Genomic DNA, 22,545 nt, shown 5'->3' on the forward strand with positions numbered 1-22,545 from the left:
TTTGTGTCACAGCCCCATTTTCATTATTTTTCTTCAAATGGCTTAGCCACCCGTAATGCAATTTCTGAATAATGCTTTAAATCCTTCGCATATTCATCATCGTACATGTACTTGGCATCCGCTTCCGGATCCTGTGAAGTCAAAATCTTGGGACCGTCATCCGTGATCACTAACGTATGTTCATACTGGCAAGACCAGCCACCATCAGCAGTCTTCGCTAACCAGCCATCTGGATCACTCGTGTCAGCTTCCCAGGTGCCCGTGTTAATCATCGGTTCTACCGTAATGGTCATACCCTTACGAAGCCGAACTCCTTGACCATGTTCACCATAGTGTGGCACCATTGGATCTTCGTGCATTGTTGGCTGAATACCATGGCCAACGAATTCACGCACATCACCATAGCCATTTTCATCTTCAGTGTAATGCTGAATAACGGCACCAATGTCACCAATCCGGTTGCCAGGAACACATTGATCAATGCCCATGTAAAGAGCCTTCTTTGTGACATCCATCAACTTTTTGATTTCTGGCTTAACTTCGCCAACCGCATATGACCAGCAAGAATCAGAAAAGGCCCCATCAACACTAACCACAGTGTCGATCTTGACCAAATCGCCATCCTTTAAAATCAACTTTTTCCGTGGAAAGCCGTGGCAAATTTCATCGTTTACACTGACACAGGTCGCATACTTGTAACCTTCAAAACCAATTTGTTCCGCCTTTGCACCAGCAGCCTTGAAATACTTCCGGGCAAATTCTTCGATAACCCACGATGAAATTCCTGGACGAACAATCTTTTGGAGACCAATATGCATCCCCGCCAGCGCAGCACCAGCAACTTCCATTGCCCGAATTTCTCGGGGTGACTTAAGACTAATCATGTTCTGAATTACTCCCTTAATTTTTAAAATCTCAGTATTTAGTATAGCACTATCCGCAACGAACCGCTTTTGTGATATACTAGCCCTTGCATTTAATTGAACGGAGGAATCATGATGAAAGCAGTTGTTGTATTTGCAACCATTACTGGAAATAACGAAGACGTTGCCGACATCGTTACTGATGCGCTCGAAAGTCACGGCGTTGAAGTTGACGAAAATGAAATGACCATGGCTGATGTCGCAGACTTTGAAGATGCAGACATTTGTGTTGTATGTCCATACACCTACGATGAAGGGGTCTTGCCAGATGAAGGACTAGACTTCTTTGACGATCTACAGGAAGCAGACCTGCATGGTAAAGTGTACGGCGTCGCTGGTTCTGGTGATACTGCTTATGCCGACGACTTTTGTGTTGCCGTCGATAAATTTGGTGAAGCCTTTGACGCTGCTGGTGCTACTAAAGGAGCGGAGAACGTCCACATTAACCTTGCCCCTGATGAAGATGACATTAAGACACTTGATGCCTTTGTCGACAAGCTAATCGATCAATCCAAGACGGGAGCAAATGATGATTAAGGAACTTTGGAATAAATATAAGCAGGTCGTGGCCTACCTTTTTTGGGGTGTAGTTACCACAATTGTCAACATTGCTTCTTACCAATGGATGAGTACGGGACTGCATTGGAACTACGAGGTGGCAACCGTCATTGCCTGGTTCTTGTCAGTATTGGTTGCCTTCTTTACTAATAAGGTCTGGGTATTTGGTTCACCATACACTACGTGGAAAGCCTTTTGGATTGAAATTATCGAATTTTTCTTTTACCGGGGCGTCACCTTATTGATGGACATGGCATTCATGTGGTTAGCATTAAGCGTGCTGGGGATGCGCGCACCACTTGAGCAACTAATCGGCAAAACATTAGATAACGTCGTGGTGGTAATTGCTAACTACATTTTCTCAAAATGGTTAATTTTTAAAAGCAACGATAAAATTGAGGACAAATAAGGAGTTGACGCGAAATATCGCCAACTCCTTTTACTTATCTGCAAACAACTTAGCAACTTCTTGATCTGATAGGTGAAATTCAGCCTGGACCTTTTGGCGCAATTGATCTTCTGGCACACCTAACTGGCGCGTCGTAGCAATCATCTTTTTAATAGCACTATTTTCTCCTTCTTTTTTTCCAATATTTATACCTTCTGCACGGACATCTTCATCATGAAACATCATATGTGTTTTATTATCCATATAATCATGCCTCCACTTAGTGTTCTGACAAAGTTGTTGAATGTAATCGTGGAGTTCATCCACATACTGATCATTCTTTACTTCTTTATTATCCACATAGTGTAAGAAGTTTTGCAAGGCCTTTGAGACATCATTTTCAATTCCCTTGGTATTCAGAAAGATTGCTGTGCGACCATCCATCATTTCAATTTTATGATCATGAACACACAAATTACGAAATTCGTATTTGTGCAATTCCTTTCCATATGGATCAAACGGACAAATAAAAATGACGTATGACCGTTTCATCAATTCATAACCTTCACCATGATTTAATAAATCACCGTCAATTCGGCTCTGATAATACCGAACCCGTTTTGCTAGTCCTTTTGTATGTCGTACCTGCATATCAATTTCGTACACACCATTCTGATCCTCTGTGTAGACATCAAAGCGGACACCATGCTGTCGCGGATCTTCCTGGACAGCCTTTTGCAGCGTGGGAAATTTAATATGACTAATTTTGAGTTCCGGTAGTATAAGTTGGATGAGGTGCTGACACAACTTCCGGTTACTCATTACACTACCGAATACAAAGTCTTCCTGAAGGCTAATCTGATTTTTCATAATTACCACCTCTTTTTGCCTCTATCATTTAATTACGGCAAAGGTGGTAATTTTTATTCTCTCAATTAGTAAAAAGAAAATGTGCATCGTTTGTACCTGTTCTGGTAACCAATATACTATATTTGGTATAATAGATTTAAAATGATTTTATTAAGGTGTTGATTCATAATGATGAGCGTCAATGAAGTAATGGCCAACTATGATACCAACATTACCAATATTTCCCATAAATCAGGGATTAGCAAAACTACACTTAGTAATGCCTTTAAACGCCCTATTAGCACTTGGACCATTCGAATCCTTAACGGGGTCGCAACAGCCATTAATGAATCTCCAGAAAAACTGCTCCACTTATTGCAAGGGGATCAATATTCCTTAACAATTGACGATCAGGCCCAAACCATCCAGGGAGTTAAAATTCCTGATCCAGAGATCTATCGGAATATTAAATTTTCTGTGAAAAACAACGTGATGGAAGGATGGCAACCTTCTCGGGCGGACATTGAAGAACTAAAAGCTTTTGCTGAAATCAGCCATCCAGAGTTAAATCAAAGATTTAAGGAAATTTTCGGTGAATAATATGACCGACGAAGAACTGAAACAATACTTTCTCTACCCTAACGGTACTCTTCGTAATAAGCTCAATTTACAAGATGCGGCTAAGTTAAGCACGGTGGAGTATCGTACGGTAGCTCACAATGCTGTTTGGCTATTACATCATGGCTATGTAATTAAGAGTATTGATGATTTCGCCAAAATTCACCGGTTCCTATTTGGGGAAATTTATAGCTGGACCGGTCAATTTCGTGATTACTATTTATCCAAGAGCGAAACAGATTTTATGCCGCCAACTGCCTTTGACACCGCTATTACTAATATTACCCACCAATTAAAGATGATTAAAAACACGGTGAAGCCATCCAGTAAACAATATGCCCAATTACTAGATTCACTTAATTATCTACACCCTTTTAGAGAGGGAAACGGCCGCACTACTCGTTTATTTATCCAATTACTTGCGGCTAACCATCATCAATCTATTGATTACAATCGGCAAGATCATGAAGTTATTGTCGCTCTAAACCAATCCGACTTGGTAAAAATACAAAAGTTTATCAAAATTACATATATTGATAGCCAGCAGGTGGCCTTTCAATAGAATGCTAAAAAGCAATTATTAAATATGAAAAAGTAAAACAGAGATAAGGAAGCCACTAATTCCTTATCTCTGTTTTTGACTTACGTCATGAATTCTTTTTAATTATTCGCAAACAACTTTGCAACTTCCATTACTTCATCTTTAAAATTCCCGCTTAATAATCTCAACAATTTGATCGGCAGCATGACCATCACCGAAGAGCTGGCCTCCGGACGTCATCCGATTATAAAACTTCTTATCGTGGAGCAACGAGAACGTCGCCTGCTGAATACTTGTTGGATCCGTTCCTACGACCTTAGCCGTTCCAGCCTTAATGGCTTCCAAACGTTCCGTGTTCTTCCGCAACAGCAATACCGGCTTATGGAACACTGATGCCTCTTCAACCGTCCCTGCTGAATCCGTCAAAATAAATTTACTCCGGGCCGCCGTATTTAAAAAGTCTCCCAAGTCCATGAGGGGCATTACATGAATGCGATCGCGGTTCGCTAAAATCTCCGTGGCAATCCCAAAAGCTGCTGAATCGGTCGCGACCGGGCAAACCAATTCGACATTCGGGTTCGTTTCCACCACATCACGCATCGTGCGGAAAACGCGTTCCATTGGGAAACCAGTATTTTCAATCCGTCCCATCGTCAGCAAAATCAAATCATGATCGTTGGGAATCGAATCTAGAAGTTTACTATGATAATCCGGATCATAGTACTGCGTCACCGTGTCAACAACCGTATTTCCAGTCACAAAGATCCGTTCGTCGGCCACCTGCTCATTCAATAAATTATCGCGCGCCTGCTCAGTTGGTGCAAAAAACACATCACTCAGTGTATCAGTCAAGTGACGCTGCATTTCATCCGGAAATGGATTGAGCTTATCATATGTTCGCAAACCGGCCTCGACATGAGCAACTGGCAAACGATTATAAAAAGCACTCAAACTAGCCGCCAGGGTCGTAATCGTGTCCCCCAAAACCATCAGCATGTCCGGCTGGGCGGCACTAATTACCGTTTGAAAATTATGCAACAACTGACTGAGCTGCTCAATCATCCCGATCTCGCGACTAGACTTCACATTCAAATCAAAATCGGAATCAATACCGAAGAAGTGCATCGCTTGGTGCAGTTGCTGATACTGCTTAGAAGCAACAACAATAATTGGTTCGAAAGTTTCTGGATCCTGCTTCATCAGCTTGATGATCGGGGCCATCTTGATTACTTCCGCCCGGGTCCCAAATAAAATCATAATCCGTAATCGAGCCATGTTGTCACCTCCTTGTGTCTAATAAAAAATTTCATGCTTAATTGTACCGCGATTTTGATTATAAAACTAGCGTATCCCGAGTCGTAATCCCCACCATTAGCTCTATAAAAAGCAAAGAGACTGGGTAAGTCCCCAATCTCTTCATTTTATTTAGTTGTGACGACGCTTAGTCTTAGCTAAACCAAGCATACTCATCGCACCAGCAATACCTAAGCCAATTAATGCGCCATCATGGTCGTTACCAGTTTGTGGTAATTGATGGACTTCATTGCGTTGGCCCTTCGTTTGTCCCTGGTTAGCTGCACTAATGGCGTTGCTTTGAGCTAAACGAGCCTGCCGAGCAGCCTCAACCGCTGGATCAACATGATAGTTAATTTCAACCGTTAAATCATCACTATCAGGCGTTACCGTGACCGCTTCAACCACCGCAATATCTGGTAAGTAGCCCGGTACTGAAGGAGCCGTGAATTCAGCTAACTGTTGTGCATCACGATTCCATTTACCATAGGTCACCTTTCCTGTAACGTCATCAACGTCTGCGGTCCGGGTAAAGGTTGCCTTTTGGACAATCGTTTTCTTCCGGCCATCAGGATAGTTAACTGTAATGGTCCGCGTTACTGTCCGGTTGAGGTCATCATGGCTGACCCCATCTGGGTACTTCTGATCCGTCCCAGGAATAGTATCATCCGGCGTCTTTGGATCAGTTGGTTGAACCGTGGTGCGGCCGTGAATCAGATGTACCGTAAAGATTTGATCAACATAATCAACGTGATCGTAATTGCCTAAATTCTTCAATGCTTCAGCCAACGTTTGACCATCCAGCGTTACCTTCGTAGAATCATTCGTAACGTCTACGAATTGGTAACCTTGTTTAGCGTAAGCATCCATGATCTGGGTCGCATGTGCAAAACTAATTGGACCACGATCACTCTTCCCTTGTGCTTGATCCCAGTTAGCGAGGTCTGTCTTACTATCATCATCCACAAAGTTCAGATAAGCTGATTGATCATCTGGCGTGTAGTGAACGTCAAACACTTCATTTGGTGTCTCCTCCGTAACATCTTCAGCTGGAATATCTGCTAAGTCCGCTTGAGCATCAATACCGTCATTTGAAAGCTGTTTGATGTGATAAGTATAGCCCGGAACAAGATCCATACTTGTCTGGTTAAAGTGACCTTTGGACCAGTCACCGTATGTTACTTTACCAGTAACTTCGTCAACATCTGCTGTCCGAGTCAAAGTAACTGTCGTCTTCGTTGACTTGTCTTTGTTCCGTGGATCACCACTAATGTTAATAGTCCGCGTAATTTCTTTATTCAGATCATCGTGGCTAACTCCATGTGGGTACTTCTGGTCTGTTCCTGGAATAGTGGCATCCGGTGTTTTAGGATCTGTTGGTTGAACGGTAGTGTGGTTATGAGTCAAATGAACAACATAGGCTTGATCATTTTGATCATCGTTATCAAATGTAATCTGAGCTGGGACCACCGCATGATCAGCTAATTTGTAACCATCCTTTTCATATTCACTAACCTTATCATTAGCTTTAGTATCAATGACTTGATCAGTAACTCCAGTATATTGAACTGTTGTTAAAGTTTCCCCAGTTACATCATCGATATATGAAATCGATGCCTTTTGTGGATTAGGTGAGTAAACAACATCAATGTTAATATCATCACTACCATGATTAACCTTCATAGGTTTAATTTCGTAGTGACCGTCCGTTTCCTTTTCCAAATCATTGTCACTTGGTACTTCGATCAGAACAAGGTCTTCGGCACTAGTATTTGAATTCTTTTCATGTGGGGTGTAACCCTTCACAGTTGGAATGTCATATTTAGCAAACGTTCCTTGATCCTGCTTGGTTCCTTCGCGTAACCAGTCACCATACTTAGTAATCTCACCAGTTACTTCATCGACATCAGCAGTTCGGGTAAACCGAAGTGTTTCATTATAAGTTGCCACCTTATGGGTATGTGGATCTTCAATGCGAATCGTTTCATGAACCTCGCTATTTAAATTATCCTGATCAACACCCTGCGGATATTTCTTACCGGGATTATCCGGTAATACGTCCTTAGGAGTCTTTGGATGATCAGACGTAACCGTGGTGTGTTGGTGGACTAAATGAACTTCGTAATCCTGTGAAGCTGAGTCATCATGATCAAATACTATGGTGGCTGGCACGTTTCTGCTCTTTACCTTGTAACCTTGGTTTGAATAGTCACGAACTTGGTAATCGCTCTCGCTATCACTAGCTCCTGATAGTTCATCATCAGCTAAAACTTTACCTTGATCGTTATCATCAATGTATTTAACTGTTACCTTTTGGATATTTGGACTGTATACAACATAAGTATCTGGAATAACATCATCGTGCTTTACAGACTTTGCTTCAACAGTTTCTTTACTTGGAGTATAACCAGCAATCTTCGGTGAAGGAACAGAGTTGAATGACTTCTCACCATCCCAATAATCTACAGTATTCTTTCCAGTTACCAAGTCTTTCGTAACGTGGTGAGTAAACTTAAGAGTTTGTGTATTCGAATCAGCTGCCTTTTCCCCATGTTGGTATTGATAGATAATTGTTCGACTTACAGAATCTGTTGCAGAACTATCCTGAGTAGCATGTTTCAAGTAAACCTTATAAGTATGGTTTCCCGAAGCATTAAATTCAATCCCGTTAATCCCTTTATTAGCATTTTCTGTCGCTAATTCATCTTCATCAACCTTATAGTTTTTGAATTCTTTACTAATAATATTAGTTGTGGAGTAAGCCTTGGTTTGACCAACCTTACCACTGATTGAGTCAGACTTTAGCAATTTGTTGTTATCATCTTCATCATAGTATTCAACTGTATCTGTTCTATTGTCCCCATCGAATACAAGATAAACGTTGGAAATTGTATCTGCAGCTGGTAACTTGATTACACCATCTTCACTATTTACAACAATATCACCAGCCTTAACTGACTGTTTGGAATTATTGTCGAATGTAATATCACCAGTCGCTTTACTCTTCCGTAGATGGTATCCCATAAAATTAGGAATCTCAATCTTACTTGACGCTCCCGGTTCGCCAAAAGTCGTGGTTACGGTAGTATAACCATCCATTGCTTCACCAGTCTGACCATTTAAATAGTGAACTGTAATTCCCGCTTGACCTTTAGTATCGGAAGTATCAACAATCGGTGACATTGTGCCACTAGCCCTACCATCTTCTACGTACTTATCACCCTGCTTTTTCATAGTGTGTAGAGTATATTTAGGTGCGGTGGTACTGTAATTGTTATAGTAAATGCGGATTTCAGGAATAATACAAGTTGGCAAACCTTTCATTGCACCTTCTTGATAAAAATGATAAGTGACTTGATTAGCTTTTCCCTCATCTTTATCAAAAACAACAGTATTGGTATTTTTTAACCCATCAGGAACATAAACATGTCGCCGAATGGTATCGGGTGAAATATGAACTACGAAAAGATAACTACCATCAGCCTGCTTAGACCAACTGGCACCATCTTTCCCAACGGTTGCATCTAATTCATCAAATGATTGATTGTCTGCAGCTTTAGACAACGGAACGTTTGCCCCGTTCATTTGGTGACCTTCATCAGTCATTTTTCCATCACTATTAATCGAACTCGAATTAGTGAAGTAATCAACTCGTGGACTATGAAAACCATAGTTCGCCAAGTCACTAGGGTCCTTAACAGTTACCTTGTAATAAAATTTATAAGTATCTGGAATGTAGACATTTCCCTTTTGCCCCTGACTATTTTGCAAATCTTGAAATGTTTGATCATCACGAATTGCATAATCATGGGCATAGTTTTGTAAAGCACCAGTATCAGTCTGTCCATAAGGAGTGAATCCTTCGAGATTACGGTTTTTCTTCACATCATATAATTGGGGAACAATATTGAATTGATACTTTTTCCCAGTGAATTCCATCGTCTCAATATATGGATTCTGCTTAGTTGCTTCTTTGTAAATATGTGGATCTGTTTGGTGATTAACAATTACAAAATCCGTAATAACAAAATCGAAGTGAATTAATTTGTCAGCTTCATCCTTATCACGTTGAGCATCATAAATTGACTTATTAATATTTAAAATGACTTGCCCATGTTGCCCATTTCCGGTGACATACATTTTACCAATTTCAGAAATTACTTCATGAGTCTTAGGATCAGTATAACTAATCCAGTGATTACCACCATCACCCGTAAAGAACATGTATTTTTCATTACTCGAAGTGGCATTGTAATCACCAATTACAATATTATTTCCGGCTACCAAATTCTTTAGAGCAATATCAAATTGACCATCATATCCAAAGCTTGACCATTGTGAAGAAGTCCAGTTAGTTTGATTAGCTAACTTTTTACCACCGTTCCAATCCAAATTAGTATCAACATTCTGTGCTTCCGGTTCCGCAGAAACAGCTTTGCTTTCTTTCAAGCTATTTGCTGGTACAGTTGCTGCAGCCTTTTTCAAATCATTCACTTGAACTGTTTGAGTTTGTGAAGCTACTGGTGTTGTTGACTTTTGATCAGCACCCTTCTGCACATCATTTGCAGGTGCCGGAACATTTGCTTTCTTGGCACTATCTGTTGCTTGTTCTGCTGCCACATCGGTTGCTTGACTACCACTAACTGTATCAGCCTTCACATTCGTGGCGGCCATTCCCATAAAAGATAATCCTAGTAAAACCGAAGAAACCCAACCGTTAACTTACGAATCCCAAAATGTTGGACAGTTTGCATTTCTTTTTGTCGCTTTTGCCATTGATTATTTTTCGAAACCATTTTTTACTCCATTCCTTTTGCAAATTTTACATTCTTTATCTTAGAAATGGCTCAAAACGTTGTCAAATCAACCATCAACCGATTTTTTCGTTATTTAATTTTTCCTATTCGCTCGATAATACCCCCAAACCCGACCTTACGGCTTTTCATAGCTAAGGGTGGAAAGCTTTTTCGCTGTAGAAAACGTTAAAGAAAATTTTCGCTTATCGCTTGAAGCAAACATCTTGTAAAAAGCGGTCTTATCAGTACCCCCCTCATAACAAAATTTATAAGACTAACGAATGATAAATTCTTCATAATAAAAAGCATCGCTATCCAATTCTAGATAACGATGCTCGTCATTCATTAATGGTCCCATCCGGACTCGAACCGGAATCGGCCGCTTAGGAGGCGGATGTACTATCCAGTTATACTATGGGACCAAACAAGGGAAATTATCCCATTCTTTTAATTTGAAGTAAAGATAATTTCCTTATTTATTTGCGGATTTCCGCCGATGTTTCAGACGAATCCCCTTATTCTTACGCTGTTTATGACGCTTCTTCTTTTTTGGCTTAGTGAAAGTATCCAACGTTCGCTGGACTGACTTCTTGACAGTATTTGAGCGTTGATGCTGCGCCTTCTGGATCCGCTTAGCATTTTCGTGACGGACGGTTTCATTTTTGGTCGTCTCATCGCCCGTTTCTTCTGTTAACTTACGATTATCGATTGTTAGTGGTTGTAAATGATAATCCGTTGCCTTCAATAACTTCTTTAAGTCCCGAAAGTCGTGGTCATCACCAAGGTTTACTACTAGACCAGGTTCTCCTTGTCGGCCAGTCCGTCCTGTCCGATGAACGTACTCTTCCACTGATTGGGGTAACTCGTAATTAACCACCGCTGGTAATTTTGGAATGTCGATTCCCCGGGCCGCCACATCCGTGGTCAGCAGCAATTTAATCTGGTGCTTCCGGAACTGGCGCATTACCTTTTCCCGTTCCGTTTGTCGTTGGCGACCACCTAGAGTTGCGGACGAAACTCCCGCGTGTTTCAAACGACTCGCCGTGTAGTGAAGAGTCTTAATACTAGAGAAGAAAACCAGTGCCCGGAAATTCTTGGTTTTGCTTAATCGTTCCAGCATTTGCGCCTTTTGCGCCATGGTTCGCGCATATAGCAGACCATGCTTAACCGGGCCCCGACTATCGTCTTGTTTACGAACGTCATACTTAACTACATCCCGGCCAAAAATAACATCCGCCTGACTTAATTGTTTGGAACTAGTGGCCGAGAAAAATGCCAGCTGGGTACTTAGCGGTGTCCGCCGTTCAATATCTTCCACCACTGCCTGAGTATCATCACGGAGTAAGTCATCAGCTTCGTCAATGACCAGCGTCTTCAGGTGTTTTAACTTCAGATGACGACTATCCAGCAAGTGAAGAATCCGCCCTGGCGTTCCCACGACGATATCGGGATGTCCCTTTTTAAGGTGTTCAACTTGCCGTCGGAGATTAGCACCACCGGTTAATGATTGGACCTTAATCCCTAACAAGCCAGCCCATTCACGCATTACTCGTGCAGTCTGGAGCGCTAATTCTTGGGAAGGTTCCAAAACCACAATTTGGATTCCCACACCAGCTTGCACCCGGGTCAATAAGGGCCACGTGAAGGCAAGCGTCTTACCAGAACCAGTCGGGGCGATTCCTACCACCGTCTTGCCATCTGCCAATGCGTCGTACACGGCAGCTTGGATGGCAGTTTGTTTCTTAAAACCGCGTTTTTCAAAATGTGCTTGTAATTGCTCGTTCAAAATAACTCCTTTTTAACGGTTCCGATCAGCTGGGAACATCAAATCAGCAGATTGACGCAGGTCAAACATCACTGAGTTAACAACCCGGGCTTCATCAAACCACTTGTTGTAACGTGCCAGTTGATCTTGATCGTCTGGATTTTCGAAAACATCCGCAAAATCGTTCATTTCATCAACCATTGAGTTGGTGTAGAAAACTGGTGCCTTAATTGGTTCCGCCTGCTTTTTATCGTTGTAATACGTTACCTTAGTGGTATCGAAAATACTGTCAAAGTACAGCGTATCCTTTAAGCCGTAAATTTCAGAACCAAGGTACGAGTTCGCGGTCTTACCAACGTTCAACGTAACTTCAAAATCGTCATAGGTTAAGATGGCAACTCCTTTACCATCAACGCCGCTAGCGACCATCGTTGGGAAGTAAACGACTGAATTAGGGGTGCCAAAGAGGTCCACAGCCGCATAAACACCGTAAACCCCTAAGTCTTGCAAAGCTCCACCAGCAAATTCCGGAGTAAAGATGTTTGGATATGGCTTTTCACCAGCTAAGACCTTGTCGTACCGTGAAGAATACTTCATGACGGTAAAGGTAGCTCCCTGAATCGTCTTCATTTCCTTCATCTTGTCCTTAGCTTGTTGGTAAATGCCGGTATGGATGTGCCGGGCAGCTTCAATCAAACGAGCCTTAGGGTGGGCCTTCAACAATGATTCGATTGCGCTAAACTCTTCTGGATTGACGAGCGCTGGCTTTTCCAGAATGATAAACTTATCATTTTCAATTGCTAAGCGGACTTGTTCGTAGTGCAGACTGTTTGGTGAAGCGATGTAAACCACATCGAAGTCGCCTTCATCAAAGAAGTCTTCCAAACTGTCATAAAATTCGGTTGCTCCGTAAGGTTTGCCAAATTGTTTTGCCCGGTCAAGCGTCCGTGAATAAACCGTCGTTAATTGATAACGACCAGTCGTTTTAGCGGCATCTAACATCTGATCAGTAATGATATGAGTACCAATAATTCCAAGTTTCAACATTATCATCAATCTCCTTTGCAATCTTTACTATTCTATTATACAAACTATTGCGAGTTTTTAACAGAAATGAAATCTTTCCCTTCCATAAATCTGTGTATAATGAACGTAATGAATTAATTTAGATCAAACGATAAAAGAAATTATTACTGTTGGGAGAGTGGCAAATGATGAAGAAAAAAGGAATGCTTTTGTTCGGCGCGGGATTAATGGCTGGAATCTCAAGTTCATTTGGTTTCAGCCATTCACGACATAAAACTCCCGCAACGACCTCTCCCCTGTTTTACGCTGGTACATGGGAATACTTTAACGAAGAACGGAAGCGGTCGCATATCATCACCATTGCTCCGGATTTAAAGTTGGGGATTGATCATCAAGAGATACCCGCAACGGTTGAACAGGTGAGCAGTACGGAGCTAGTGTATCTTGATAAATTCGGGTATCATATTACCGTTAAGGCGAACGAACAAATGCCGATTCAAATTATTGATGAAGCGGATGAACAAGCCTACCGGATTAAACCAGTGGTTAGTAAAAAGGCATGAGTTGATTTGGCTCATGCTTTTTTGCTACTTAGATTGGTGGTTCAATGTTAAAATACAGGTATTAATCTAAATTTGGGGATGAAATCATGATTAAAAAACTTGCAGTTTACTGTGGTGCCCGTCCTGGTTGTAACCAAGAATATATTGATATGGCAGCCGCTTTTGGTGACGCCATGGCGAAAAACCACATCGACCTCGTGTATGGTGCTGGTCGGTTTGGTTTAATGGGTACCGTTGCAAACCACGTTTTGGATAACAACGGTCACGCCTATGGAGTCATTACTGAAGAACTCTATTCCCGTAACACCAGTTTATCCCGTCTCACTGATCTGAAAGTCACTGCCAACATGGACTTGCGAAAGGAAACGATGATGGACATGGCGGATGGGTTAGTGGCCCTCCCTGGTGGTTTAGGAACAGCCGAAGAAGTTATCCAAGCGGCTTCATGGACCGGAGTTGGTGATAATGCCAAACCCGTTGCCTTCTTCAATTACAACCACTTTTATGATCAAATGTACGAACAATTCGTCGTCATGAATCGAGAAGGATTTCTTGAAAAAGAATATCTAGACGCCGTTTGTTTTACCGATTCATTCGGCGAGATGCTGGACTTCATGAACCATTATCAAGCACCAACTTACCGCCAATATCACTAATTTAAGACATTCTGCATCGCTGTTAACTGCTGTTGAATCGCGTTAGCGGCGACTTTTATTTGTTCAGTTTCCAGCGGGTACAGGGGAAGTAATACATAGTTACCAACTCCCTGACGATTAAGTTGAACTGGATAACTTACATACCCACCAAACTGAGGCTGATTGACCGCTAGGGAAAACGTGGCGTTACTATTAGTGAAAATGGCTTGCAGAACCCGCAATGTCCAAGCTACCACGGCGTTCCAGTCGCTCCCTAACCCGCGGAGTGCATAGAAACCATTTAACTTAGCCTGAACCGTCAGTTCATGATCATCTAACTTTTTTCCATAGATTGGTCGATCAATTGTTTGTCCATTAACCCGAACCGTTGACCAGGCCGTCACCAAATTACCATCGTGTTGGCCATATACGTAACCTTCAATTGAGTGCACATTCTGTTGGCTAGTATTTTGAATGGCTAACTTTAACCGTGCGGTATCAACCACCGTTCCCAACCCAATGACTTGTTTAGGCGGAAGCAGCCATTCTTGTTGAATCAGCGCGGTTAACGCTTCATTAGGATTGGCTAAGTTAAGAACAATTCCTTGTAGATCGGCCTCACGCACCTGCTTTGCCATTTGATGAACCGTCTGGGCATTCACCGTTAATTCACCAAAACGATTCTCCTGTAGTTGCTGGCGATTACCGAAAGCCGTGATAATCACATCCGCAGTGTGCAGACTCGACCAGTCCTGGGTCTTGATTTCGGCGGTCGGCCACCCGGCTTGGAGGTCGTTTTGCAGGCCCACCACCCGTTCGTCATTCTCATCCAGCAATGTTAAACGATCAACTTGGTGGGTAGCTAACAATTGCGCTGCCAGTGCACTACCAACTTGACCAACTCCAATGATTACAATTTCACGCATTAGTTTTCTCCTCTCATATAAAAGGCGGTGTGGCCAGTTCTATTGGCCCACCGCCTCTTTAATTACTGAATTTCTGGAAACAGGTTGCGAAGATAGGCTTCTGGGCCCTCTGGCATTTCAATTTCCAATTCTGGATCAAGTTTTTCAACATGATCACCATATTCAAATTCAACTTCATCATTAAACCAAACTTGGATTCCCAAGGTAATTGCCACCCGCACTAAGCGCTGAACGGAGACTGAACTCCCTTCAGAAATTACCGTTAATGGTTTACCAGATTGAACCAGTTGGGAGAAGCGGTCATTTGCTAACTTTAAACCAAATGAAAGCAACTTGCCATCGTCGATCTTGCTGACCATTTGACCACAAATTGTCAGGCTAGGATCTTCAATCCGGCGTTGCACAAACTTCAAAGCTAACCGATACCGCTTTGGAGCATCATACTCATCACAAAACGCTGCTAACTTATCGGTAAACTCTGTCGCCTCTTGTTTAGTCCAATCAAATTGTTCCGTTGGATCCTGCATCGCCACTGCGAAGTTCCGTTCCCGCGCGTCCGCAATCTCTTCTGGAGTGTATTCACCAACGGGCTTTACTAAGTGATAAACCATTACTAATTCAATAAAGTTCAATGTGTCTTCACTAATTCCAGCCCGGGAGAATGGATCCAGATCAAACATCCGCAAACTAATGAATTGCACCCCTTCTTGTGGCAATTTCCGAACGTCGTTGGTCTTCCCATGGAAAGCAACCGGACCACAGAAGTCACCACTATCCATGTAGGTGCCGTTTTCCAGTAACCGGGAATATGATGAAACGTACTCGTTAAAAGAACCATATTCCACTTGTTCACCAGGCAGATTATGGAATCCATCGGGACCATTGCGGAAACTCCGGACCTGGTGATCTAGTCCTGGTGCGATGATATCTTGAGCCTTTGGTGGCACTGGGCTAGCACCAAACAAGTAGGTGAACAACCATTGAAGAGCGTAATAGCCAAGGCCCAGTTTAAAGTAGAGGTAGTTACGGAAGTCGGCTTCGGAATCAAATTCAAATTGACCAAACTTTTCATACAGCTTAGCAATTAGCTCTTCATCCAAACTATAACCAACGTGGACTCCACCCATTAGAGCCCGTTTGACACCGTACTTTTCGGTCATCCGACGGCAGCGGTCACGAGTACTCTTCTTTGTACAAGAATCACTCAACCGATCCAAGTCATGGAGATAAACGGGCGTCGGTGCAAGGCTAAGCGGCCAAAGCCGTTCCGTTTCGTGCAAGTCACCATCCACGATTTGTTCCAAAATTTCTAGTTGTCGAACCGCCGCTTTGGCGCTCCGGACAATAATCGCGTTGAATTCCATTAAGTTATCAGAATAACCACTTGTTAAGTACGGATTACAATCCCGATCCCCGAGTTCCTTTGGATAAGGGAACGTGCTGGTCCGACCATTGGTGAGAATCCGGTGCATTTCCGTCCGCATCCCAAACTTACCTTCAAATAGCAAATCACGAAACGCTGGTTCGTGAAAGGCGGTTTCTAACTCTTGCTTATCCATTACCTTCACCTTCATCTAATTCTTTTTCTTTTATCTTTTAATCGTGGCAATTACCACAAAAAATTAGCAATCCAATTATCAACGGTTTTACTCTTATGCAATCCCGAATGAGTAGCCTTTGCATTCTTGCAACACTTATTTTTAACTGGCGTCTTTTGGTGACTAAGTAAGTAGTTGACGGATAACGAAGACGCATTCGTTACTAGACTGTCAGAATTTGAACCATCACCTAAGTTTCCGTAAATGTTTAACACTTTCACTTGTTTCGGAAAACTGGTACTCAACTGAAGCAACTGCTGGTAACTTGGGTAATAACTATTCGCCGGATACATAATACTTGGCTTGTAATGATTTTTAGCATTTACCTTATTTTTATTAGCTTCATCGTTCAGTGACAGCACACCATCAAACGGCCCCGCCAAAATCACAAATTTTTGGGTAGTTGGCGTATGACTGGCCTGCGCTGCCAAAGCTTGGTACACCGCAACATTTCCTGCAGAATGCGCCACGATATTAATCTTACGAACCCCCTGTTTTTCATATAGGTAGGTCAACGCCTTGTTTAACCAATGTGCGTTCGTCGTGGTACTAGCGGAGTTATTAAGGAAGTTGACTTGGACGAGCGGATGCTTGGCCTTCTGAAAATTGCCCGATGTCGATAACTCACCATTGGGTTTAACATTAATCGTCATGACCTTTTTAGTACCCGGATAACGACGACTTAAGTCCTGAATCATCGTATCAGTGGAACCGTGATTTCCTTGCAAACCATGGACAAAGACAGTCGGCGTTCCACCAGCGTAGGTCGCTGCCTGCGCATTCACTCCACAAGCAACAAAGGCGACCAAAACGGCCACCATTAAGAACAAGTATTTTTTAAGTTTCATTTGTAATCTTTAAATCCTTCTTAAAATTTAAGTACAGTGCTAACATACCACAAATGTTAGTAAATAAGATAGCTTTTTACGAAAAAAACTTCATGTCAAAAAACATGAAGTTTGGCGCCTAATTTAAAGTAAATACTCAAAAAGCTTGGCAGGTGTTGGCCCAAGATCATCGTAATCCAGAATCTGCTCGTTATTAAATTTAAAACCAGCCTTTAAATAGGCCTTTTCAGCAGGCAAATTATGCTCAACTACATCAATGTGAATCACGCGTTGACCATTCTGCCGTGCTTGATTAAAAATCCCCTGAAGGGTTTGCTGCGCAATTCCTTGACCACGGTATGCTTTGCCAACCGCAAATAAGTGCAGAATTGCCACTTCACTATCTAAGAAATGATGCTGCCATGGAACCACTCGGTAATTGGGATCCTCACCGATCGAAAGAACCCCCGCTGCTGCGATTTTCTCGTTAATCACATTGATGATAACTTGCGCATCATCTAATTTAGCGCTGAGGTATTCTTTGCTCGGGTAATCACCCCACTTCCAGCGTGGTGAATATTCATCATTTTGTTGCTGCAGACAAACCTGTTGATAAAAATCACATAAGGCCGATAGATCTGCAGTCGTAGCTATTCGAATTGTCATCTATTTATATCACTCATTTCCCCGGAAATATTTTGGTATGACTAGGCCACTACCATTGCACGCATTTGTATACGGATTAAATTAAGATAGTCCGGATTAGCAAAATCTCCTAAAATTTCTGTAGCCCGAACCTTGGCAGAATCATTGGAAGTGGTAATTAGACGATGCACCCGCGGATGATCCTGAACATATTGACGAGTTATCGTCGTTGCATCACCAATTCCATGAATTACAAACTGGTCTAATTGGTATGCAGCGACTGCTGATTGAATCTCCGCAACCCGTGCCGGAAGACTGGCCATTTCATTTTGATCTGAGAGGTACGAACCAGTTAATTCTACCATGATAATTTCGACATCATTTTGTCGAGCAAAATCAGAAAATACCCGGAGGTAATTCCATGGCATCTCTGGACTTTGGTGGACGAGCATCAGCTTTCGTGGACTATGGCCAATTCGCCGTGTCCACAGGTGTTGACCGTTCGGTAATGTTACAAAACGTGTTTGTGCCGTTAACATAATGATCCCCTCCAGTCAATCTTTGTAAGCGTTTTCTACACCTATATTGTACTCTTTTTCATCAAAGAATTCAGGAAGGGGGCTTAAGTCAGTTACATGCCCTGCCACAAACAGCGTTTAATATCAACATGGTTTTCATCCCGAAATGGAATGTTTTCTGCCACTAACATTGGTCGTTGATCAATCCATCCCGGAACAAGTCGGCCATTAGCAGTGACCACCCGGTGGCAGGGGTGCTTACCATAACCACCAGCTTTACTAAGAGCCTTCCCGACTAAACGCACATTTCGTGGCCGCCCGATCAGACGAGCAATCTGTCCATAAGTAGCTACCCGACCTAGCGGAATAATATCCACAACATTTAAAACATCACGCATAAATTGGTCATCAATTTTGGTCATAAAGTACCTCACTCATCCATAATTTGCCGTACCCGTTTTTGTAAATCTGGTAATACTTCATCCGCAAACCACGGATTCTTAGCCATCCAAATTTGGTTCCGGGGTGACGGATGCACAATTGGAAAATAATTAGGTAAGAATTGTTGATAATGGTGAACAATCGTGGTTAAATTAACGGATTTCTTTATATCAAGGTACGCATGGGCAGCATAGGCGCCCACCAGAATAGTTAGCTTAATATTTGGCATTAATTTTAGGAGCTGCGGATGCCACTGCTTAGCGAAATCTGGCCGAGGTGGTAAATCACCATGCGGGCCATTTCCCGGGAAATAAAAATCCATTGGCATAATGCCGATCTTTCCGGAATGGTAAAACTCATCCCAACTGACGCCAAGCCACTCACGCAATCGTGTACCACTTCTGTCATTCCAAAACATTCGCTGTTCTTGTGCCCGCTGACCTGGTGCTTGGGCAATAATATTGATTCTTACCTGTTTGCCTGCATAGTAAAGCGGCTTAATCCCTTGGGCAGTAAACTGCTTATTCGCAGGACTGGCTTGGATTTCGTGAAATATTTTTTGAAATTGATCAGTCGTCATTGCTATCACCGGCTTTAGCTAAATTAGTTACTACTATAGTAAATTTAAAGTTGCTAAAATGCAAAATGGCGAGTCCACAACAGGATCGTTTTGGACTCGCCTTACTTATTTACTTGAGTGATTTTTATCCATCCGACTCGCTGTCAAAGGATACTTGGCATCTAGTTTTGGATCAATTTTATTTATGACCCACCACCTGCGGAGGGGGTTCATGATCATCCAGCCACCAATCCACAGCATCCCAATAACCGCAGACCAGATACCATGAATCATCGGAAAACAAGCGCCCCAGACCAGCATCACAATAATATAAATTGTGCCATAAAGATGTTTAAACGTTTTGAATTCTTGCCACCGGTTCGTAAGTTGAACTTGTAGCTGACTATCTGAGCGACTAATTCGTTCTTGATTGGCTTGTGCTTGCTGGTCTTCAAATAGGTCGCGAACACTAACACCAAGTGCTCCAGCAACAAGGTTTAAGGTCTCAATACTACCGTCTTGACCGGCTTCTAATCGCTGAATTGTCCGAACGGAAACTTTAGCGGCCTCAGCTAATTGCTCTTGCGATAACCCTTTTGCCACCCGTAATTCCTTAATCTGCGTGTTAACCATAAAAATCGCCCTCCTTCGAGTTCATTTTTATTGTAACAAACGGCAACCGAAAAGTAGACGACACTCACCCGTCAGACACCCGCCAATTATAGCCGGCTAAATTTAACTACTTGATGTTTCAAAGAAATCTTGTCGACTTGATAGCCATATTCGTTCAACTCTTTTTTATAGTTTAAAAAGGAATGATCAAGCGGTACACCAGCAATCTGACCAATTTCAGCAAAGAAAGCTTAGTTGGGTGATTTTGTTGGACGTATTCCCAAAGTTTTTGATATTTACTCATTTTAATTTCCCCACCTTTACCGTCTTTAAATAACAGAGACATTTTTTTGAGGTGATGAAATGAAAGAAAAAATTAGTTTACAAAACGACTTCGTTTTCGGCAGTGTAATGAGCAACCGGAAACTTTGTCAACACTTGATTCAGTTGATCCTACCCGAATTAAAGATCCAGCGAATAAAGTTTCCCACCATTCAAAAAGGAATTCAGGAAGATCTTAGTAGTCATGGGGTTCGTTTTGACGTCTACACTGAAGATCAAAATAACGTTTACGAAATTGATATGCAGATACGCCACACCAAAGGCTTAGCAAAACGCGTTCGTTATTACCAAAGCCGCATTGATGCTGACCTCCTTAATCATGGTGACCAATATAGCCAGATAAAACAAACTTTCGTGATTTTTATCTGTCCCTTTGATCCATACGGGAATGGGTATCACAAATATCAATTTACAAATCTCTGCACAGTAGACCCAACTATTTCAATGAATGATGGACGGACTGCAATCTTTTTAAACACAAAGGGAACACGTAATGATGTGTCAAAGGACTTGCAAAATTTTCTCCACTATGTCGATAATAAGGATGTCAATAATGATCCGTATGTCGATGAACTACAAGAGTATATTTCACTGCTCAATCAAAGTACCAAGTGGAGGAAAGGTTATATGGATAACAAGACACATATGATGTTTCATGATGAAGACGTTCGTGAAGAAGGTATCAAAATTGGTAAACAGCGTGGACTAAAGCTTGGATTAGAAAAAGGTCAACGAGAAGGTCAAGAGTCAGCAATCCGTCAAATGATTGCCTTAACTCATCAACTTGGTGTTCCGGAAGATCAACTCAAGCAAAAGGTCCAACAACAGTTTAAGCTATCCGACGAAGAGATTACCAAATTTTTTTGAATAGTTTCCGTTTCGTACTAAAGCAGGATCTGCGCCTCTATTAATAACAACGCAGTATACAAATAAGGACTCCATTGCTCGGTTGAACCGAACTATGGAGCCCTTATATTCTCAAGTAGAAGTACAAGAAGATGAAATCCATTTATGACTTCTATCTCCCTTCTTCAACTTGTTAAAAAATCGTTGGTACTAATCCACCATCAAGGCGTAGCGCCTCACCAGAAAATGAGCTTGAGTATGGACTAGCCACAAATGCTGTGAAACGGCCAACTTCTTCCGGACGGATCAACCGCTGAATTTGTGACAACGGACGGTGGTGCTTCATAAAATCACTTTCCCATTCGCTTTCTGGAAGGTCTGTATCACTATACATATCAACCAACATTTGTTGAACTCCTTCCGTTAACGTGGAACCAGGCATAATTGTGTTAACCGTAACATGGGTTCCCTTAGTGAGCTTTGAAAGGCTCTTTGCTAATGAAAGGTTCATTGTCTTTGTCAAACTATATTGCGGCATTTCACCAGACGGCATGACGGCCTCTTCACTTGCAATAAAAATAACCCGTCCAAAATCTTGTTTCAACATCTTTGGTAAATAAATCTTGGCCAAGGCATTCCCAGACATAAAGTTCACATCAATAAACCGCTGCCAAGTTGCATCATCAATGTCAAAGTAATCCATTGGTTTGAAAATCCCCATATTATTCACTAGGATGTCTACTTTAGAAAATTTTTCAAACATTGCTTGCCGTTGATCATCTGATGAAATATCAAATGCTGCTCCTTGTGGATTCGTTTCTGGAAACTTTTCCTTCAATTCATTCACAACAGCATTAACGACTTCCGGCTGACGACCATTAATAATAACATTCGTTCCTTCTTTAGCCATTTCAATGGCGATGGCCTTCCCAATTCCTTTAGTAGACCCTGTAATTAACGCCGTTTTACCGTTTAAACCTAATTGCATTTTTTCTTCTTCAACTTTATTTTTTTAGTATTATAACATGACACTTACTTTTTACAAGTGATTTTACGAATTAAGCTCTGTCCGTAAAATCTTCTGAGCTTCCTGAAGATCAGTATAATAGTTAATATTGTCAAAATGTCGGGTTCCTGAAATTATCGCGGATAAATGTCGCTCATGATTGCGATGTAAAATTAAAACCTGCTGCCGCAAAATAAATTTTCATAAGTCTTCTCCTTCAAATTATTTTGCAATATTGGACCATCGATGTTTACAAATTTAATATGCAAA

The 22,545-nt window shown here is 41.9% G+C and carries 22 protein-coding genes and 1 tRNA gene; 7 read left to right on the plus strand and 16 right to left on the minus strand.

Annotated features, from left to right (window positions below):
- Positions 1-23: 23 nt before the first annotated feature.
- A complete protein-coding gene (gene map / locus AC1EKL_RS08040) occupies positions 24-884 on the minus strand; it encodes a type I methionyl aminopeptidase (protein WP_464465200.1) in 861 nt (286 codons plus the stop codon).
- A 111-nt stretch (positions 885-995) separates the two neighbouring features.
- On the opposite strand from map, the gene AC1EKL_RS08045 reads away from it, so the two are divergent.
- Both AC1EKL_RS08045 and AC1EKL_RS08050 read left to right on the plus strand, forming a co-directional pair.
- Positions 996-1,460, plus strand: a complete 465-nt coding sequence (locus AC1EKL_RS08045) for a flavodoxin (protein WP_480190273.1) — start codon at positions 996-998, stop codon at positions 1,458-1,460.
- On the plus strand, positions 1,453-1,890 hold the full coding sequence (locus AC1EKL_RS08050) for a GtrA family protein (RefSeq protein ID WP_480189662.1): 438 nt from the start codon (positions 1,453-1,455) through the stop codon (positions 1,888-1,890). The genes AC1EKL_RS08045 and AC1EKL_RS08050 overlap by 8 nt, the downstream gene beginning before the upstream one ends.
- Before the next feature lie 30 nt (positions 1,891-1,920).
- Here AC1EKL_RS08050 and AC1EKL_RS08055 read toward each other — a convergent pair whose 3' ends face one another.
- Positions 1,921-2,739, minus strand: a complete 819-nt coding sequence (locus AC1EKL_RS08055) for an Rpn family recombination-promoting nuclease/putative transposase (protein WP_480189658.1) — start codon at positions 2,737-2,739, stop codon at positions 1,921-1,923.
- Positions 2,740-2,907: 168 nt separating this feature from the next.
- On the opposite strand from AC1EKL_RS08055, the gene AC1EKL_RS08060 reads away from it, so the two are divergent.
- Positions 2,908-3,318 carry an XRE family transcriptional regulator gene (locus AC1EKL_RS08060; RefSeq protein WP_464465197.1) on the plus strand — a complete coding sequence of 137 codons (411 nt, stop codon included), beginning with the start codon at positions 2,908-2,910 and terminating at the stop codon, positions 3,316-3,318.
- A gap of 1 nt (position 3,319) precedes the next feature.
- Positions 3,320-3,898: a Fic/DOC family protein gene (locus tag AC1EKL_RS08065; RefSeq protein WP_480190274.1), complete on the plus strand. Its 579-nt coding sequence runs from the start codon at positions 3,320-3,322 to the stop codon at positions 3,896-3,898.
- A 141-nt stretch (positions 3,899-4,039) separates the two neighbouring features.
- On the opposite strand, the gene wecB is transcribed toward AC1EKL_RS08065, so the two are convergent.
- From wecB to AC1EKL_RS08090, 5 genes are all read right to left on the minus strand, one after another.
- Positions 4,040-5,152: a non-hydrolyzing UDP-N-acetylglucosamine 2-epimerase gene (gene wecB / locus AC1EKL_RS08070; protein WP_480189657.1), complete on the minus strand. Its 1,113-nt coding sequence runs from the start codon at positions 5,150-5,152 to the stop codon at positions 4,040-4,042.
- A 150-nt stretch (positions 5,153-5,302) separates the two neighbouring features.
- Positions 5,303-9,850: a mucin-binding protein gene (locus AC1EKL_RS08075; RefSeq protein ID WP_480190066.1), complete on the minus strand. Its 4,548-nt coding sequence runs from the start codon at positions 9,848-9,850 to the stop codon at positions 5,303-5,305.
- A gap of 465 nt (positions 9,851-10,315) precedes the next feature.
- Positions 10,316-10,388, minus strand: a tRNA-Arg gene (locus tag AC1EKL_RS08080).
- Positions 10,389-10,438: 50 nt separating this feature from the next.
- Entirely contained in the window at positions 10,439-11,752 is a 1,314-nt protein-coding gene (locus AC1EKL_RS08085) for a DEAD/DEAH box helicase (RefSeq protein WP_480189655.1), read from the minus strand.
- Between the two features lie 12 nt (positions 11,753-11,764).
- Complete coding sequence (locus AC1EKL_RS08090) at positions 11,765-12,778, minus strand: Gfo/Idh/MocA family protein (RefSeq protein ID WP_480173422.1); 1,014 nt, start codon at positions 12,776-12,778, stop codon at positions 11,765-11,767.
- A gap of 167 nt (positions 12,779-12,945) precedes the next feature.
- On the opposite strand from AC1EKL_RS08090, the gene AC1EKL_RS08095 reads away from it, so the two are divergent.
- Positions 12,946-13,320 (plus strand): DUF4828 domain-containing protein, encoded by a 375-nt coding sequence (locus AC1EKL_RS08095; RefSeq protein ID WP_480189660.1) that lies wholly within the window; start codon positions 12,946-12,948, stop codon positions 13,318-13,320.
- A gap of 86 nt (positions 13,321-13,406) precedes the next feature.
- Positions 13,407-13,976 (plus strand): LOG family protein, encoded by a 570-nt coding sequence (locus AC1EKL_RS08100; RefSeq protein WP_480189654.1) that lies wholly within the window; start codon positions 13,407-13,409, stop codon positions 13,974-13,976.
- Here AC1EKL_RS08100 and AC1EKL_RS08105 read toward each other — a convergent pair.
- From AC1EKL_RS08105 to AC1EKL_RS08140, 8 genes are all read right to left on the minus strand, one after another.
- Positions 13,973-14,881: a lactate/malate family dehydrogenase gene (locus tag AC1EKL_RS08105; protein ID WP_480189653.1), complete on the minus strand. Its 909-nt coding sequence runs from the start codon at positions 14,879-14,881 to the stop codon at positions 13,973-13,975. The two genes, AC1EKL_RS08100 and AC1EKL_RS08105, sit on opposite strands and share 4 nt — an antisense overlap.
- Before the next feature lie 62 nt (positions 14,882-14,943).
- Positions 14,944-16,440, minus strand: coding sequence for a glutamate--cysteine ligase (locus tag AC1EKL_RS08110; RefSeq protein WP_223206782.1), 1,497 nt, complete (start codon positions 16,438-16,440; stop codon positions 14,944-14,946).
- Between the two features lie 50 nt (positions 16,441-16,490).
- Positions 16,491-17,327, minus strand: a complete 837-nt coding sequence (locus AC1EKL_RS08115) for an alpha/beta hydrolase (RefSeq protein ID WP_480189652.1) — start codon at positions 17,325-17,327, stop codon at positions 16,491-16,493.
- 123 nt (positions 17,328-17,450) lie between these two features.
- Complete coding sequence (locus AC1EKL_RS08120; protein ID WP_480189651.1) at positions 17,451-17,972, minus strand: N-acetyltransferase family protein; 522 nt, start codon at positions 17,970-17,972, stop codon at positions 17,451-17,453.
- 41 nt (positions 17,973-18,013) lie between these two features.
- Positions 18,014-18,490: a hypothetical protein gene (locus tag AC1EKL_RS08125; protein ID WP_480189650.1), complete on the minus strand. Its 477-nt coding sequence runs from the start codon at positions 18,488-18,490 to the stop codon at positions 18,014-18,016.
- A gap of 92 nt (positions 18,491-18,582) precedes the next feature.
- Positions 18,583-18,891 carry an MGMT family protein gene (locus AC1EKL_RS08130; RefSeq protein ID WP_480189649.1) on the minus strand — a complete coding sequence of 103 codons (309 nt, stop codon included), beginning with the start codon at positions 18,889-18,891 and terminating at the stop codon, positions 18,583-18,585.
- A gap of 8 nt (positions 18,892-18,899) precedes the next feature.
- Positions 18,900-19,490, minus strand: a complete 591-nt coding sequence (locus AC1EKL_RS08135) for a uracil-DNA glycosylase family protein (RefSeq protein WP_480189648.1) — start codon at positions 19,488-19,490, stop codon at positions 18,900-18,902.
- A gap of 105 nt (positions 19,491-19,595) precedes the next feature.
- A complete protein-coding gene (locus AC1EKL_RS08140) occupies positions 19,596-20,102 on the minus strand; it encodes a helix-turn-helix domain-containing protein (RefSeq protein ID WP_480189647.1) in 507 nt (168 codons plus the stop codon).
- 342 nt (positions 20,103-20,444) lie between these two features.
- Here AC1EKL_RS08140 and AC1EKL_RS08145 point away from each other — a divergent pair, with 342 nt between their 5' ends.
- Positions 20,445-21,290 (plus strand): Rpn family recombination-promoting nuclease/putative transposase, encoded by an 846-nt coding sequence (locus AC1EKL_RS08145; RefSeq protein WP_480190065.1) that lies wholly within the window; start codon positions 20,445-20,447, stop codon positions 21,288-21,290.
- A 172-nt stretch (positions 21,291-21,462) separates the two neighbouring features.
- On the opposite strand, the gene AC1EKL_RS08150 is transcribed toward AC1EKL_RS08145, so the two are convergent.
- The gene (locus tag AC1EKL_RS08150; protein WP_480189644.1) at positions 21,463-22,257 is read right to left on the minus strand and encodes an SDR family NAD(P)-dependent oxidoreductase; all 795 of its coding nucleotides are present in this window, start codon (positions 22,255-22,257) and stop codon (positions 21,463-21,465) included.
- Between the last annotated feature and the right edge of the window lie 288 nt (positions 22,258-22,545).

This window comes from Limosilactobacillus sp. C0001E2, from assembly GCF_056590915.1.